The organism is Paenibacillus sp. UMB4589-SE434 (assembly GCF_030226685.1).
GTDB lineage: Bacteria > Bacillota > Bacilli > Paenibacillales > Paenibacillaceae > Paenibacillus_B.
In genome coordinates this window covers 30,425-46,368 of record NZ_JASOYK010000010.1, presented here as the reverse complement: position 1 = coordinate 46,368, position 15,944 = coordinate 30,425, and the positions used below count along the sequence as shown (strand labels likewise).

At 46.7% G+C, this 15,944-nt stretch carries 17 protein-coding genes and 1 other annotated feature; of the genes, 9 read left to right on the top strand and 8 right to left on the bottom strand.

Features of this window, described 5'->3' with window-relative positions; translation table 11 throughout:
* Positions 1–126: 126 nt before the first annotated feature.
* Positions 127–351 carry an alpha/beta-type small acid-soluble spore protein gene (locus tag QP775_RS23685; RefSeq protein ID WP_028546849.1) on the bottom strand — a complete coding sequence of 75 codons (225 nt, stop codon included), beginning with the start codon at positions 349–351 and terminating at the stop codon, positions 127–129.
* Between the two features lie 138 nt (positions 352–489).
* On the opposite strand from QP775_RS23685, the gene QP775_RS23680 reads away from it, so the two are divergent.
* Complete coding sequence (locus tag QP775_RS23680; RefSeq protein WP_239333199.1) at positions 490–681, top strand: hypothetical protein; 192 nt, start codon at positions 490–492, stop codon at positions 679–681.
* A 64-nt stretch (positions 682–745) separates the two neighbouring features.
* Here the strand turns inward: QP775_RS23680 and trpS are convergent, their stop codons facing one another.
* Entirely contained in the window at positions 746–1,735 is a 990-nt protein-coding gene (trpS, locus tag QP775_RS23675; protein ID WP_285109165.1) for a tryptophan--tRNA ligase, read from the bottom strand.
* 68 nt (positions 1,736–1,803) lie between these two features.
* Positions 1,804–2,073 (bottom strand) — a binding site (T-box leader).
* A 193-nt stretch (positions 2,074–2,266) separates the two neighbouring features.
* Between trpS and QP775_RS23670 the strand changes: the two genes are divergently transcribed.
* The 3 genes from QP775_RS23670 (at position 2,267) to QP775_RS23660 (ending at position 5,062) form a co-directional block, all read left to right on the top strand.
* A complete protein-coding gene (locus tag QP775_RS23670; protein WP_285109164.1) occupies positions 2,267–3,232 on the top strand; it encodes an aldose 1-epimerase in 966 nt (321 codons plus the stop codon).
* A 138-nt stretch (positions 3,233–3,370) separates the two neighbouring features.
* On the top strand, positions 3,371–3,595 hold the full coding sequence (locus QP775_RS23665) for an alpha/beta-type small acid-soluble spore protein (protein WP_239333193.1): 225 nt from the start codon (positions 3,371–3,373) through the stop codon (positions 3,593–3,595).
* Between the two features lie 210 nt (positions 3,596–3,805).
* Positions 3,806–5,062, top strand: a complete 1,257-nt coding sequence (locus QP775_RS23660) for a methyl-accepting chemotaxis protein (RefSeq protein ID WP_239333191.1) — start codon at positions 3,806–3,808, stop codon at positions 5,060–5,062.
* A 98-nt stretch (positions 5,063–5,160) separates the two neighbouring features.
* Here QP775_RS23660 and QP775_RS23655 read toward each other — a convergent pair whose 3' ends face one another.
* Together QP775_RS23655 and QP775_RS23650 are read right to left on the bottom strand one after the other, a co-directional pair.
* Entirely contained in the window at positions 5,161–6,357 is a 1,197-nt protein-coding gene (locus QP775_RS23655) for an MFS transporter (protein WP_285109163.1), read from the bottom strand.
* A gap of 30 nt (positions 6,358–6,387) precedes the next feature.
* Positions 6,388–8,178, bottom strand: a complete 1,791-nt coding sequence (locus QP775_RS23650; protein ID WP_285109162.1) for a M3 family oligoendopeptidase — start codon at positions 8,176–8,178, stop codon at positions 6,388–6,390.
* Positions 8,179–8,390: 212 nt separating this feature from the next.
* On the opposite strand from QP775_RS23650, the gene QP775_RS23645 reads away from it, so the two are divergent.
* The gene (locus QP775_RS23645) at positions 8,391–8,570 is read left to right on the top strand and encodes a YycC family protein (protein WP_239333183.1); all 180 of its coding nucleotides are present in this window, start codon (positions 8,391–8,393) and stop codon (positions 8,568–8,570) included.
* Complete coding sequence (locus tag QP775_RS23640) at positions 8,567–8,803, top strand: hypothetical protein (protein ID WP_239333181.1); 237 nt, start codon at positions 8,567–8,569, stop codon at positions 8,801–8,803. Before QP775_RS23645 ends, QP775_RS23640 begins: the two co-directional genes overlap by 4 nt.
* Positions 8,804–8,901: 98 nt before the next feature.
* Here the strand turns inward: QP775_RS23640 and QP775_RS23635 are convergent, their stop codons facing one another.
* Positions 8,902–9,633, bottom strand: a complete 732-nt coding sequence (locus tag QP775_RS23635; RefSeq protein WP_239333179.1) for a DUF2225 domain-containing protein — start codon at positions 9,631–9,633, stop codon at positions 8,902–8,904.
* Positions 9,634–9,684: 51 nt separating this feature from the next.
* Entirely contained in the window at positions 9,685–10,068 is a 384-nt protein-coding gene (locus QP775_RS23630) for a globin domain-containing protein (RefSeq protein ID WP_239333177.1), read from the bottom strand.
* Positions 10,069–10,552: 484 nt separating this feature from the next.
* Here QP775_RS23630 and ylbJ point away from each other — a divergent pair, with 484 nt between their 5' ends.
* Together ylbJ and QP775_RS23620 are read left to right on the top strand one after the other, a co-directional pair.
* Positions 10,553–11,800, top strand: coding sequence for a sporulation integral membrane protein YlbJ (gene ylbJ / locus QP775_RS23625; RefSeq protein WP_239333175.1), 1,248 nt, complete (start codon positions 10,553–10,555; stop codon positions 11,798–11,800).
* A gap of 84 nt (positions 11,801–11,884) precedes the next feature.
* Positions 11,885–12,706: an NAD kinase gene (locus tag QP775_RS23620; RefSeq protein ID WP_239333173.1), complete on the top strand. Its 822-nt coding sequence runs from the start codon at positions 11,885–11,887 to the stop codon at positions 12,704–12,706.
* 82 nt (positions 12,707–12,788) lie between these two features.
* On the opposite strand, the gene QP775_RS23615 is transcribed toward QP775_RS23620, so the two are convergent.
* A complete protein-coding gene (locus tag QP775_RS23615) occupies positions 12,789–13,595 on the bottom strand; it encodes a YutD family protein (protein WP_239333171.1) in 807 nt (268 codons plus the stop codon).
* Positions 13,596–13,686: 91 nt separating this feature from the next.
* Complete coding sequence (gene lipA, locus QP775_RS23610; RefSeq protein ID WP_285109210.1) at positions 13,687–14,616, bottom strand: lipoyl synthase; 930 nt, start codon at positions 14,614–14,616, stop codon at positions 13,687–13,689.
* A gap of 130 nt (positions 14,617–14,746) precedes the next feature.
* Here lipA and QP775_RS23605 point away from each other — a divergent pair, with 130 nt between their 5' ends.
* A complete protein-coding gene (locus QP775_RS23605; protein WP_285109161.1) occupies positions 14,747–15,868 on the top strand; it encodes a M23 family metallopeptidase in 1,122 nt (373 codons plus the stop codon).
* Positions 15,869–15,944: the final 76 nt, after the last annotated feature.

Sequence of the window (15,944 nt, the reverse complement as noted above, 5' to 3'; positions counted from 1 at the left end):
TGCCACTATAGAGACAAACGTTGTGTACTGGAGCAATTATCGACCACATATAACAAAAAGCCGCCCCGCGCGCCGGGGCAGCCTCTGTGTGCTCGAGCTGAGCATCCATCTACGGTCTAACCGATATTATCGGCTGCCGCCACTCAGCGATTGCTCAGCGATTTGGACCAGACGTTTCGTCATGTATCCACCAATGGATCCCATGTCGCGGGACGTATAATTGCCGTAGTAACCGTCTTGTGCAACTGGAATACCTAATTCATTAGCAATTTCCAGTTTCATTTGTTGCAGTGCTGCAGTTGCTTGAGGAACGACCAAGTTGTTAGTACGACTCGAAGATTGTGCTGACATAATATGAAATCTCCCTTCACTATGGCGTTTCTATTTTGCAAGCTTGCAAGCTTATTGTAACCGCTTCTACAGATGTTATACGCCAACACAGGAATTGTTATTTCATCATGTCGGCTACTTGAAAAAGGAGAGATTAACATGAGCAAAGGATTATCGTTGTGGTTTGCGTGCTCTTCCATCGCATTGTTGATGGCCACTGCTATCGCCATAAGCTATAACGCTTGGCTTGCTATACTATTCGGTTTGTTGTCGATATTTAATATGGGGGCCGGCTTTATTGTCAAAGCCAGACTTCGTAGAAAAGAACAAGCTGCTTCTACGGCCTCTTAACACGAAAAGAGCCCCGGCTCCACATCAACAGTGTGGTACCGAGGCTCGCTCCATATTCAAGTTGTTATCGACGTGGAAGAACAAAGCCCATACGGTTCTTGACTTCATTCAGCGTATGCTCAGCGACTTCTTGCGCTTGTTGTGCACCTTTTTGCAGCACATCGTAAACTTCACCAGAGCGGCGAACCTCATGGTAACGTGTCTGCAGAGGTTCGATAAAGGCTGCTACTTGTTCTGCAAGATCTTTCTTGAAAGGACCATACATCTGGCCTTCATACTTTGCCTCAATATCAGCAATCGAGACATTAGCTGTATGCGAGTAAATACTCATCAGATTGCTAATCTCAGGCTTGTTAACCGGATCATACTTCACAATCGCTTCCGAATCAGTCTTTGCACGGCTTATTTTTTTACGAATAACAGCCGGGTCATCTAACAGGAAGATGTTGCTGCCTGCATTTGCATTTGATTTACTCATCTTCTTGGACGCATCGTCCAATGACATAATCCGCGCACCTACTTCAGGGATAAACGGCTGCGGTACCGTAAAATAATCCCCATAACGGCTGTTGAAACGACCCGCGATATCACGAGTAAGTTCCAAATGCTGTTTCTGGTCATCGCCTACCGGAACAAGATCGGCATTATACAACAAGATATCTGCTGCCATCAAAGATGGATAGACAAACAAGCCTGCTCCAACGGATTCTTTGCCTTCTGATTTATCCTTAAATTGGGTCATTCGTTCCAATTCACCCATGTAAGTGAGGGTCGTCAGCAACCATCCCAGTTCGGCATGCTGCGGCACATGCGATTGCAAGAAGATGGCTGCCTTGCTTGGATCGATGCCTGCTGCGATATACAATGCCGCCACCGACTCCGATTGTTCGCGCAGCGCTGCTGGATCTTGTGGTACCGTGATCGCATGCAGATCAACAACCATAAAGAAGCATTGATGTTCGTGCTGCAGCTTTACAAAGTTCTGCATAGCTCCAATATAATTGCCAATCGTGAGCTGGCCGCTTGGCTGGATACCTGATAATACGCGTTTCATATGGATTCACTCCTTAAAATTATGGATTTCCCCTACAAAAAAACAACAAAAAAGGCCTATCGTCTCCCCGAAGGGACGAAAGACCGTGGTACCACCCTAATTCGTCTAATGCGAACATTCAGTCGCGTATAATCACACACGATAAACATCTGCTTAGACCTCTTCTCCTTAACGCGGAGCAACGACCTGACATACGTCCTCGACTACCTGAATAAAGTCAAGAATTTCCTTCCGGTTCTCTGAGGTCCATTCGGCAATAGCAGCGGCACCGATTTCCACCAACCATCGGCTCTCTGAAGCGCTTGCTGATGCTTACTTCTCCTCATCAACGATTTGTCTGACTATAGGATTATATGGATGTTGAACTTCTCTTTGTTCAGCATCGAAGTTACACACTAGAATAATCAATGCGGCACGATTTGTCAACGTATAGAGCTTATTTCTGCTTGCTGACGTATGACTTTATTCATTCGTTTTGGTATCATGAGGACATGTGTTAATTATGATGTATACATAAAGGAGAGGACAAACATGCACCATATCACGACAGGAAAATGGAATGGACATGAAACGTTTATTTTACATAGCGACACAATGGAGGCGACACTCCTCCCTAGTCTTGGAAACAATGTCATTCGCTTATGGGACAAAGCTTCCGAACGAGAAGTGCTCCGTACACCCGCCGAAAGCGATCTTGATTATTATTTGACCAAGCCCTATCACTTTGGCATTCCAATGCTGATGCCTCCTGGACGGATAAGACGCGGACGGTTCTCCTATGCAGGAGTGGACTATCAATTCGATCAAAATACTGCCAATGAGAACCATATACATGGCTTGCACCGCACGCAGGCTTGGACTGTTGTCGACCAGCACAGCTGTGATACATGCTGCAGCGTTACAGCAACATTCCGCACAGCAGATGATCCGAATTGGATGCGTCAGTACCCGACCCCGCTCGAATTCAGCATGAAGCTTAAGCTTGCTGGCGGCATACTGACGCAGAAACTCAGCGTTACGAATCTAGGCGACAAAGCCGCACCTTTTGGCTTTGGTACGCATACGTGGTTAATGCTAGACAACCAACCAGAACGGTGGTCGCTGACCGTTCCTGTCACAGGCGTATACGAGTTGGACGAAGAGCTTATTATGACAGGACGTACACTGCCTTTGCACGAGCATGATGCGCTAAATCATGGTCTTAACTTGAAAGGAAGCCAGTTTGACACTGTATTCAGCATCGGCAACCATCAGCCAGAAGCATGGCTGACTCGTGATGACGGTTATCGGATCCGGTATACAGGCAACGAGCCTTACTTTAAGCACTGGGTGCTGTATACCCGCGGTGAAGCAGATGAGATTATTTGTGTTGAACCGTATACGTGGCTGCCCGATGCACCGAATCTTCCATTTGATCAAGCAAAAACAGGCTTGATCGATTTGCAGCCACAAACCCCTGTAGAATTGGTGCTTGACCTAGAAGTTATTCAACCTTAAACCAATAAACTGAATACTATACTCCTGATGCCAAACGGATTAATCCGTTTGGCATTTTTTTCATCCATATTTTTTTGAGCTGCCTCGCATAATTCTCCTCAAGTTCACCATAATAACATTCACAAGGAGGTGATTCACTTGGCAAACCAACAAAGCCGCACTAACAACTTGGTAGTACCACAAGCTACAGCAGCCTTGCAACAATTGAAGCTGGAAATTGCAAACGAATTAGGTATTCCAATTCCGCAAGATGGTTACTATGGCAACTATACGTCCCGTGATACAGGATCTATCGGTGGTTACATCACAAAACGTTTGGTTCAAATCGCAGAACAACAATTGGCTGGTCATTCCTCTCGCTAATTTTGTTCCGCTTGTTTCTCTAACTATACTTAATTACGACACAATAAGCTTTCAACGCTGATGCGTTGAAGGCTTTTTCATTTGTAGACATCATATGTCTTTTTTCGCGAATATTTTGTAAGAATATACATTTCCATAGACCCCGTTTACTATACGATGCTATAATTATTTCATTATTATGGTATTTCTCAACTAAAAAGGGGCGGTTATATGAACTGGTTCAACTCGCTAAGCTTTAAGCGGAAAATGCTTATCGGGTGCTACAGCATTGTGGGACTGTTTGCGCTAACAACAATTGTGCTGCTAACTTCCAACGCAAATGTAGTATCCGGTCTGATTACGCTTGTCATCCTCATTGGCATTAGTTACCCCATTATCAATATGCTTGAACGTTCAATAAGCGAACCTATTATGGAAATGTCTCGTTCCGCCTTACAAGTCGCCAAAGGTGATTTTTCTACAACAATCACGGTAACAACTGACGATGCACTGGGAGAACTCGGTCATTCTTTTAACCGAATGATTGAAAAGCTGCGTGAGATTCTGCAGCAGACAACTGATATCTCGAAGCACGTCTCTGATGCAGGACGTGATATGTACCACAAGAATCAGAACATGAAAATGGTCATGGAACAAGTAGCCGCCTCTTCTAATGAGCTGGCGATCGGTGCGACCGAAATCTCCGAAGATATCGGTTCCATGTCCGATTCCATTAAACAAATCGAGCAAAAGGTGGAATCCTATGCACATTCAACCAAAGAAATGAATGTACGGTCAGCACTAACGATCCAATTGGTTGACAAGGGCCGTACAGCGGTTGAAACGCAATCTGAGGGCATGAAACGTAATATCGAAGCGACTGATCATGTCGCCAAGACGATCGATGACCTGGCCCACCAGACAGCCGGTATTTCTAAGATTACGCGTACCATCTCCGAGCTCGCCGAGCAGACGAACCTGCTCTCACTGAACGCTTCCATAGAGGCAGCACGCGCAGGTGAGCATGGACTCGGCTTTGCCGTCGTTGCGCAAGAAGTTCGTAAGCTCGCTGAAGAATCATCAGCTTCCACGAAGGAAGTATTTGCGCTAGTCAAAGGTATTGAATCAGGGATCAAGCAGGCGATAAGCAATATTCAGACCAATGAAGAGGTCGTACGCACGCAAAGCGAGATGATTCGAGAGACAGAGCGCATTTTCAAAGAAATCGTGGATAGCATCCAGTTCATAACACAGCAGATTGCTGCATTTGCTACTGAAAGCGACCTGATGCTGGATAATGCCCAAGCAATATCCGGATCAATCGAGAACATATCCGCTATCACACAAGAGTCTGCTGCCGGGACTGAGCAAGTATCTGCCTCTATGAATGAGCAGATCGCCCTTGTGCAGAACATGGTTGAGTCTACAGAGATGATGCAGCAGAAAGTGCTCCAACTCCAACGCACCATACAAGTGTTTAAGATTTAATTTATGAATTGACCCGGAGTAGCACATAACAAAACAAGACATGATGACAATCCTTTTGTACTGCAGAGGAAAGCATCATGTCTTGTTGTATTCAAGGATTAAGGCTCTGACGTTGTTATTTCCTTAACAGTACGCCTATTGCGCACCGTCCAAATATAGAAGCCAAGTGCGGCAATTCCCGCACATACAACGCCCATCGCATACATAGCTGACTCACCAACATGCTGCTGCAGCGCCCCACCAAGCGATCCACCTGCCAATCCTCCTAATCCGAGGAACACCATACTTAAGATCGCTTGACCAGTGCCGACCATGCTTCGCGGCAATATCATCGTTACATATTCAATCGCCAATACCCATACTGCTACATAAGTAAGCGCATGCGTCGCCTGTAGAAAGACGATTGCCCATGGGTCTGTAATATACATGTACAATACCCAGCGAACCGTGTACAACAATGCACTTACCGCTAACATTCCGAGAATCCGCTCAGCACGTATTAATTTTGCCATGACGAAAAACCCAATAATCTCACTGCCGCCAGCTACCGCCCATGCCCAAGAGATCTGACCTGATGTAGCACCCAAATTCTGCATATGAATGGATAACAAAGCATCGTTCATACGGTGCGGCATCGCCAAAATAAAAATAAACACCAAGAAAACGAGCAGTCTAGGATCAGCTAGCAGCTTACGTATCGCCGTCAGGTTCAGATTCGATTCAGCCGCAGCACCTCCATTGTCTTTCGGCTCAGACAGAGGCTGAGACTCTTGGAGTACCCACAGAATTAGAAATACACCAATCCAGATCGGCGCAAATATCCACGTCAAGGAGTAGACTCCACCCCAAATTTCAAAATACTGGCTAAGAACAAGCAATGTAATCATAAAACCGACAGAACCCCACATACGAAGGGAACTGTAGGATTCACCCAGTCGCGAAGCATTCTTTACCACTAACGCATCAAGCAATGAAACAGTAGGCATCAAAAATATATACAAGGATAGCAAGCTAGCTACCATTGTCCCATGATGATGAGACGTAAATAATACGTACGAGCTTACACCCGTCGCAATCCAACATACGATGAGGATGGGTCGTGCAGCCTTTAGCTTATCGCTAATAATACCGGCTAATGGCTGCGCGAACATGGCGAGAAAAGGACCCAGCATAAGCAGTGTCCCTGTCTCAATTGAATTAAACCCCCGCTCCTGTAACAAGAGCGGAAGATATGGAATCAAAATTGCATTTGTGGAATAAAACAAAGCTTGCAAAAACTTTAATAACCGCCCCACACTGGAATCCCTCTACTTTCATAATGCGCTTTATTCCGTCATTGCCATAAATTCTTTCACGTCTTCCAAAGTGACGTCAATTGCTTTTTGCCAGAAATCTGGCTTGGTCAAATCGACATCCAAATGTTTGCGAGCCAAATCTTCCACGGTCATACTAGCTGTGTCACGTAATAAGGCATCATACTTTGCTGCAAAGGTCTCTCCCTCTTCAAGCGCACGGGCATAAATCCCTGTACTGAACAAATAACCAAACGTATAAGGGAAATTGTAAAAGGGTACTGCCGTCTTGTAAAAATGCAGCTTCGATGCCCAAAAGTGCGGATGGTAAGACGACAAGGAGTCACAAAAAGCTTCCTTCTGCGCTTCAACCATTAGCTCACACAGTTGCTCGGTAGCCAGAAGTCCATCCTTGCGCGCTTCATAAAAACGAGTCTCAAACAAAAATCGAGCATGAATATTCATATAAAAGGTAACCGAACGTGCAATCTTATCTTCGAGAAGCGCCAATTTCTCCTGCTCATCCTTCGCTTGCTTCACAGCAGAATCAGCCACGATCATCTCCGCAAAAGTAGAGGCGGTCTCTGCTACATTCATTGCATAGCGCTGCGCAAACGCTGGGAGCCCGTCCATCACAAATTGATGATAACCATGACCTAGTTCATGAGCCAAGGTGGATACGTTAGACGGCGTCCCTGCATAGGTCATAAAGATCCGTGTCTGACGACTTACCGGCAATGATGTACAGAAGCCCCCCGGACGTTTGCCATCACGGTCTTCTGCCTCGATCCAATTGTTCTCAAAGGCTCGTACAGCAAAATCAGCCATATCCGGGCTAAACTTGCGGAACTGCTCCACGATAACAGCCGCACCTTCATCATAGGAAATCTTGGATTGGCTTTCCCCGATTGGGGCCTCTACATCGCACCAGGTGAGCTTCTCTACTCCTAACAGCTTGGCTTTGCGCTCCAAATATTGGACAAAGACAGGTTTGTTTTTGACAATCGTCGCCCACATCACATCAAGTGTTTCTTGTGACATTCGGTTGATGGCAAGCGGCTCCTTTAACACGTTATCCCAGCCGCGGTGCTCATACATCTTCAGACGGAAGCCCGCTAGATGGTTAAGCGCATCCGCAAAGAAGTCCGCCTTTTCTCCCCAAGCCTCTTCCCACAGCTTGAACGTTTGCTCCCGAACATCACGCTTCGGATCAGAGAGCTTGTTGTGCGCCTGACCTGCTGATAACTTTACACATTTACCATTTTCTTCGGTTTCCATACGAATGTGGGATACGATCGTATCGTATAACGATCCCCACGCCTTGTATCCGTCCGTAGACAAGTCGCCTAAAAGGGCTTCTTGCTCAGGAGGAAGCTTTTCTTTTGCCAGCTTGCGGCTCTCATTCAAATTAAATTCTACTGTTGACATATTAGGTAGCGCGACAAAAGTGCTCCACAATTCGTCTGACATCTGTTCCAGCTTCTGGTCCAGCAGGGTGGAGAGCGTGTTCATTTTAGCTGCTATGGCAAATGATCGTCCTGTCAGTTGTAATGCTTTTTTATCTTTCGTATTTTGTGCAGTTAAGCATCCGATAAATGCACTCGCTTCTCTTACACGTTGTGACAGCGTCTGATACTCATCTATCTTCTCAGCCAGCGTATGTACATGTGATGAAGTTTCAAGCTCTGGCATCTGCTTTAAGATGTGAGTCAAACCCACGATATCCTGCTCTACTTGAGCCAGACACATGTCCAATTCCTTTGATTCCGATCCTCCGGGAAAAATAATGTCCAAGTCCCATGTCGTACGTAGCGGTTGTTTCACAGTTGAGCCCACCCTTCTTCTTCATTTCCTGTCTTGAAAAACAGGAGTAATCTTGTACGCATAACGTCAAATGAATGACACCTTGCAGCAGAACAGCAGAAATGATCCCTTTAAAGACAGAATGGAATTGCATTTCGTTTGTCATTTTCGTACTGAACGTGTATAACTATACTATACTTCATCTTACACTGTGCACCTGAGGAGGTTCAACAATGAGACCATTACCGATATCTGCGGATACCGCAGTAAAGCTGTCCAAAGCGATGGGCGTCCCCTTGGAGCAGTTGATGCATATGCCCCAGCATATTTTGCTGAAGAAACTGGCTGAACTGGCTGACAAGCCAGCAGACAACGAAACAGCCCAAGCGGATTCAACCGGAGAACCGTCATGATACCTTTTAAAAACACATTACCGTATGACGAAATCATGGGCGATCTGTTCGCGCAGCAGTGTCCATTTTGCAAGCAGGAGAACGTGCTGATCCCGATTAAACCAAAAGAGCTTTCGCTCATCCACGATGGCAAGAAGCGACTGCTCGTCTTTCCCTGCTGCAGCAGCCGCATCACCATTGTAGATGCTGATCAGGACTATTTGCTGGCAGATGTCGCAATACGCTCCACTTAATCGCTTGGCACGTGCACTTGGCTGGCAATCACAGCCACCTAGTACAGACAACAAAGCCCTTATTCTATCACAGAATAAGGGCTTATTTTCATGGATGCTTATGTACGTTTAAGCTTGGTTCGCTTCTCTTCAAACATATGATCAGGCGTCTCCAGCTTCTGATTCGTCATCTCTTCTCGCATAACGGCCCATTGCTCACGCGCAGCACGGATCATAGCCGCATCCATAATCCGCTTGTCATGAATTAATCGAGCAAAACATTTGGCCGCTTCATTATATTCACCAAGACGACGATGCAGCTCTCCCATGATATAAATAAGCCGCGCATCATTTAGCTCGCTGCCATCACCCTCAAACACCGCAATGTAGGCTTGGAGCGCAAAACGTAAATAACGCTGTTCCTGCACTTCATCTTGTTGGTATCGATACAACCAAGCGACATGATGCAGCAGTCCCGCTACAACACGCTTGCTCTCACCAATGGTCTGGGCCGTTAAGAGTGCCAACTGATAAGTTTCCAGCGCTATTTCCCATGAACGCTCACCACTGTAATCTTTGCCTTGCCATTGACTCGCTACTTTGCTCTTGAACAATGACAACTGTTTATCATTCCAACGTTTGAGTGCATGCTCGGTCGTCGCACATCCACATGCATCACACACTTGAACAACATAATAATCAGGGTTCAGGCTCTCTTCTGCATAATGCGGACAAAAATCACTGTCAACTTGTGTCGCATGCTTGTAGCGTGGACGAACCCTTGAGGTAACAAACATGTGGTCACACGCAGGACACGTTGCCTTCAATTCGTACAACGGTTCCAATTCCATCTACGTCATCCTCCTTCTATCTATATCTATACGAAGATCTGAACGGAGATGTCAGGAAGGTTGGTTCACAAAATGATGTGCCGGTCCGGATAAGCGCTGAATAACCACCTCGCGGATTTCAGGCTCCATCTCAATATCTTGCATCGCTTGTCTCATACAGTTAAGCCATGCCTCTGCTCTTTCCGGTGTAATGGGAAACGGCATGTGGCGAGCCCGCATCATCGGATGTCCATAGGCATCGGAAAATAAAGCAGGGCCACCAAAAAATTGAGTTAAGAACATAAACTGCTTCTCCATGACCGGCGTGATATCTTCGGGAAACAATGGAGCGAGCAGCGGTTCGGCCTGCACACGCGGATAAAATGCCTCAACCATGCGGCGCACAGTCTGCTCGCCGCCAATCGCCTCATAAATTGTCTGATGGTATCGTTCCATATGAATCTCCTGTCTGATGTGATATCTCCATTACTGATTATAACGGTTTCTAATCAATAAAAATACTGCATCCGTCACGTTATAACTCGGAGCAGAACACAAAAAGACGCCGAATCGTGTTCAGCGCCATGACGTAATATAATTATGTTTCCCAATGATCTTCTGGTGGACCCATTAACGACTCTCGAATGACATAGACGAAAGCGCAAACTAGGATGCCAGCAATAATACTCATCCGAATCACCCCTACTCATGGATACGCGCTAAGCTTTCTATAGCACAATTGTATCATAAGGATAGACGTAATAACATGAAAAGATGCAAACGGTTTCTTTACATTTATATTACAAACATTAAGAAACTGTGCATGTCCGTTCCCGTTCCCGAGCTAGACAAGCATGTTTAATCACTCTGGCTCATACGATGATTATGGACCCTTGTCCTTAACCATCCTCGTCCAACGTGACAAAAGGGAGGAACGATCATGTCGGGATGGCGTCGCATTAATCTACTGCTGACGGCAGCTTTATTTACCTTGTTTTTATTGTTAATGCTTCGATTTCCCGGTTCGGTTCTTTCAGCCGCCGTTCGTGGCTTGGCCATATGGTGGGATGTATTGTTTCCCTCCCTCTTACCGTTCTTTATTATATCCGAAGCACTGCTTGGGTTCGGTATCGTCCATTTTATCGGAGCACTGCTGGACCCCATCATGCGCCCGTTATTCCGTGTGCCAGGTGTAGGCGGTTTTGTTGTTGCCATGGGTTACGCAGCCGGTTATCCGGTAGGTGCTAAGTTAACAACCCGCTTACGGTCCCAAGGCATGATCACAAGAGAAGAAGGAGAACGACTTGTTGCATTTACTACTACCTCTGATCCGATCTTCTTGATCGGGGCAGTATCGGTAGGCTTTTTCGGTAACCCCGGGCTTGCGCTTACTTTGGCAGCCGCGCACTATGGTTCAGGATTGATTTTAGGCGTTATTATGCGCTTCTACCGTCATCAAGCGCCATCTACGCCAGAAGGTGCCACCAATACGGTTAACAGCCCCTTAAATAAAGGTATTAGGGGCAGGCTGATACGAGCGTTTCAAGCTATGCATACAGCAAGGGTGCAAGATGGACGCCCCCTTGGGCTGTTGCTGCGAGATGCAGTTGAGTCATCTCTAAAACTGATGATTGTTGTAGGCGGCCTCGTGGTCTTCTTCTCGGTTGTACTGGAACTTTTAACGTCAGCAGGCGTGATGAAAGTATGGGATTCCCTGCTAGGAGTCGTGCTTCATGCCGTGCAGCTTCCCGATTCGTTAGCTCCGGCTTTTTCTGGTGGGCTGTTTGAAGTTACCCTAGGCGCCAAAGGAGCAGGTTCAGCATATTCAGCAGGTCTGCATATGCAAGCCGTTGCCGCTGCATGGATATTATCATGGGCAGGATTATCCGTTCATGCGCAGATTGCAAGTATTTTAAATCAGACAGATTTACGGTATATGCCCTTTCTCGCTGCTCGTCTCATTCATAGTATGATGGCGGCTGCCGGGGCATACTTGCTGTACCCATGGTTATATGATGCCAGTGTCGCCACTACATCATGGCTTCCTCCCGCATTCCAACATACCAGTGGAGGTTGGAATAACACTGTCAGTTCGATATCGTATGGGATAATAACGGCTGCTGTCATCTGCATCCTTTTGGCCTTGTTAGGCATTATCCTTCGCGCCATTCGCTTGATTCGATCATAGATGGCGATTGTTTTCCGATGGCGGAACGATTAAGATGGTATTGATATGTCATGCAAGGAACAATGCCATAAAGGAGCTCATACCTTGAAATACGCAGTGTTACATCGTGGAGATGAACTATCTAAGCAATTATCAGACAAGTTCCACCAACTCGCTTCCGAACATCGTTTAGTTCCGGATGACATCCAGCCTGAGATCGTCATCTCCATCGGAGGAGACGGCACGATGCTTCAAGCGTTCCACCGTTATATGAACCAACTTGATTCCATCGCTTTTGTCGGGGTCCATACCGGGCATCTTGGCTTCTATGCCGATTGGAAGGCTAATGAGATTGAATTGCTCGTAAAGCTCATGTCTGAGCATGCAGTAAAGGACGTAATCGGTCCACGCATCGTGAAGTACCCGTTGATCGAACTTAGCATTAATGTCGATGAAGGCATTTCACAGACTTATATCGCACTTAATGAATTTACAATAAAGGGTGTAGATGGTACAGTTGTCGCACAGATCGATATTAACGATCAACTGTTTGAAATGTTTCGAGGAGATGGTATTTGCATTTCTACGCCTTCGGGAAGTACTGCCTATAACAAGAGCTTGGGTGGCGCAATGGTCCACCCGTCCATCGAGTCCATCCAGCTTGCTGAGATTGCTTCGATTAATAACCGAGTATTCCGTACGTTAGGATCCTCGATAGTGCTGCCCAAACATCATCATTTTGATATTTATTCCCGCAAACAGCAACGTTTGCTGCTGACGATTGATCATGTCAATGTGCCATTAGAGAACTTAAGATCCGTACGCTGCCAAGTTGCTGATCAGAAAGTCACCTTTGTACGGTACCGGCCATTCCCATTCTGGAATCGGGTACGTGGCGCCTTTCTGGGATATGACGAGCAGCTATAATTATGTATACGTGTTCATACGGCAACAGCCCTGCATCGCGCCATTAGGCGTGAACAGGGCTGTTGCTGTATTGAATACGAGATTATGTCCGTACTTCCTCAACTGGTCGCGTTGCATCAGCAGGTCGTGTAAGTTGATCATTCCCTTGCTTGCTCGAGTTCGCATTGGGCTGTTGGCCTGCATCAGACTGTGCACCCGGATTAAACTTATTTGGCTTCGTCCGGTTGCGCTGACGGAACGGCTTCTGACGATCCGGCTGCTCTGGACGTTCGGCTTTATCAGGCCGTTCGCCGCGCGCCTGACGATCCGTACGTTCAGGACGCTGAGGTCGGTCTGGGCGCTGCTGACCGGGACGTCCTTGACGATCTGGACGCCCTTGGCGAGCTTGGCCTTGACCGTGGCGTTCTGCTCGTTCCGGACGAGCTTGACGCTCTGTACGACCTTCTTCACGCTCATCTGCAGGAGCGGATGCCCCAGAGCCTTGAGCCGACTGTCGCGACTGCAAAGCAATACCTTGCCGCTGCTGAGCAGGTGCACCAGTATCCTCAGCTGTCGCCGCCCCTTCCAGTTCCGCCTCTGACTCCCATTCTTGAGGTGGAATGCTTGTACCTTCTTTATGTGCTGTCTTCTCAATGATGAAATAAGCACACCCAAAGTTACAGTATTCGTTAATGTAATCCATCATGCTGGATACAGACGATTCCTTTGTTGACTTTGGATGTCCCTCTTTAAAAAATCCCTTTAGGCGAAGCTGATTGTATCCCCAATCACCCAGAATATAATCATAACGTTCCAGCACTTCACTGTAACGATCCCGGAACATCTCCGGGTTCCATGCTGTCCGATGTTCATGGACAAGCTCGTAAGTCTTCCCACTGATATGAATCACTGCCGCTATTCCTCCTTCCCCGTTCATTCAACCTCTAGGTGAACAACGGCGAAGCGCGTCCCTTCAATCTTGCTGCACAATTGACTGCTCGTTACGCTCTTGCAGCCAACTTATCATTTGCAGACTTGACCTGCTCATGCGCATGATAAGAGCTGCGGACAAGCGGTCCCGATTCAACGTGGCTGAATCCGCGCTTGAGCCCTTCTTCTTTTAATTGGGCGAATTGTTCTGGTGTGTAATATTTCTCAACAACTAGATGCTTAGGTGTCGGCTGCAAATATTGCCCAAGCGTTAAAATATCGACATCATGTGCACGTAAATCATCCATCGTCTTTAAGATCTCGTCCCACTCTTCGCCTACACCAAGCATAATGCTGGACTTTGTTGGGATCTTCGGCTGCATTTCCTTCGCACGACGAAGCAATTCCAACGTGCGGCTATACTTTGCTCTAGCCCGAACACGATCCGACATCCGTTCTACTGTCTCCACATTATGGTTCAAAATATCAGGCTTTGCATCCATGACAACTTGCAAAGCGTCTCGATTTCCCATAAAGTCAGGAATTAGAACTTCCACGGAGCAGAAAGGCAACCGCTTGCGAACTGCCTTTACTGTAGCAGCAAAGATAGAAGCTCCGCCATCCCCTAAATCATCGCGGGCAACCGAAGTAATAACCGCATGCTTCAAGCCCATCTTCTCAGCAGCATCGGCAACGCGTTCAGGCTCTTGGAGGTCCAATTCAGTTGGCATGCCTGTATTCACGGCGCAAAAACGACAAGCGCGAGTACAAATGTCCCCAAGAATCATGAACGTCGCCGTGCGATTCGCCCAGCATTCGTATATGTTCGGACAGCGCGCTTCTTCGCAGACCGTGTGTAATGTCTTAGAGCGCATCATATCTTTAATTTCTGTGTAGTTCTCGCCAGTGGTCAGTTTGATGCGTATCCAGTCGGGTTTTTTCTCCCCTTGTTTCTTCATGAAGTCTACCTTCTTTCTCTGTTCGCTTAACCTTGACCTAATTCAGTATTATATCATGAATGGTTAAAAATCCATACCTCTCTTGAACAAACTGTTCTTGTTCGGATAAGAATGAAATAACCGCACATCCTAACGATAAGAGCACATATTTTCTGGAAGGGTGGTACAGATCTTGAAACGCTTTATTGTCCTTTTAACCGTGTATTTTCTTGTATGGGGCTCTTCTTCAGCATTAGCAGCAGCCAGTAGCCATGCAAACTTAGATGAACAAAAATCGCAGGATAGCCACAGTAATCCGCACGGAGCAAGGCTTCAGGAACAAGGCCCACATTCAAGCGAAGTATCGGCTAACCCATATCAGGCACGGCGGCACATCTATGACAAGTTAAGCACAGTAACTGGCATCCCTTGGTATCGTCTGGCTGCCATCGATCAATATGAGCGTACGATGACAATTGCCAATCCAAAAAAAAGAAAAACAGCAAGTAATCCTGTCATTGGCGTCGTCGTTGAACCACCAAAGTGGGTCGGCATGTTGAACCCTGATCTGGAAGATGATAACCCTAAATCCATCCAATTGTTTAAAGGAATCGGCAAAGATGGTTCAGGGGATGACCGTGCAAATCTGAACGACGATACTGACTTATTGTACAGTGTCGCATCTTTTATTGGTTCGTTCGGACCGCATAATGACGACTTTGCTATCGGTCTTTGGAATTACTACGAGAACAGCAGGGCTGTCCAACGTATAATTCAATTTTCACGACTGTACGAACATTTTGACCGCATTCAAATTAATGAACGCGCTTTTCCATTACCTGTAACCGCCACATATGCTTACCGGAGTACATGGGGGATGGGTCGCCACTATGGGGGATTCCGTATTCACGAAGGGACGGACATCTTCGCTGGTCATGGTGTTCCCGTACGAAGTACTTGCTATGGTATCATTGAAGTAAAAGGTTGGAATCGTTTAGGCGGATGGCGCATTGGTATTCGCGATATCAACAATCTATATCACTATTACGCCCATTTGTCAGGATATGAAAAGCAAATAAAGCAAGGCGATATTGTAAGTCCCGGGCAAATCATCGGGTGGGTGGGAAGTTCCGGTTATGGCAAGCCTGGCACCTCGGGCAAGTTTCCTCCCCATCTGCATTTTGGGGTCTATCGCGACCGTGGATTGATGGAGTATGCATTTGATCCTTACCCTTCCCTGAAAAAATGGGAACAAGATGACAAACGCAAGGAGCGCGCGGCTCGTAAGCATTCTGTTAAAGGAAAATCCTCCTGATAGAGCCTACACTTTTGCCGCAGCGAATCATCAAAAAGGCTAACTCCCCAGTCCATGTCATGGACGGTGAGTTAGC

What these genes read in the sequence shown, in the direction of transcription:
- QP775_RS23685 (WP_028546849.1), bottom strand. Translation starts at nt 351, where the DNA reads ATGTCAGCACAATCTTCGAGTCGTACTAACAACTTGGTCGTTCCTCAA.
- QP775_RS23680 (WP_239333199.1), top strand. Translation starts at nt 490, where the DNA reads ATGAGCAAAGGATTATCGTTGTGGTTTGCGTGCTCTTCCATCGCATTG.
- trpS (WP_285109165.1), bottom strand. Translation starts at nt 1,735, where the DNA reads ATGAAACGCGTATTATCAGGTATCCAGCCAAGCGGCCAGCTCACGATT.
- QP775_RS23670 (WP_285109164.1), top strand. Translation starts at nt 2,267, where the DNA reads ATGCACCATATCACGACAGGAAAATGGAATGGACATGAAACGTTTATT.
- QP775_RS23660 (WP_239333191.1), top strand. Translation starts at nt 3,806, where the DNA reads ATGAACTGGTTCAACTCGCTAAGCTTTAAGCGGAAAATGCTTATCGGG.
- QP775_RS23645 (WP_239333183.1), top strand. Translation starts at nt 8,391, where the DNA reads ATGAGACCATTACCGATATCTGCGGATACCGCAGTAAAGCTGTCCAAA.
- QP775_RS23640 (WP_239333181.1), top strand. Translation starts at nt 8,567, where the DNA reads ATGATACCTTTTAAAAACACATTACCGTATGACGAAATCATGGGCGAT.
- QP775_RS23635 (WP_239333179.1), bottom strand. Translation starts at nt 9,633, where the DNA reads ATGGAATTGGAACCGTTGTACGAATTGAAGGCAACGTGTCCTGCGTGT.
- QP775_RS23630 (WP_239333177.1), bottom strand. Translation starts at nt 10,068, where the DNA reads ATGGAACGATACCATCAGACAATTTATGAGGCGATTGGCGGCGAGCAG.
- ylbJ (WP_239333175.1), top strand. Translation starts at nt 10,553, where the DNA reads ATGTCGGGATGGCGTCGCATTAATCTACTGCTGACGGCAGCTTTATTT.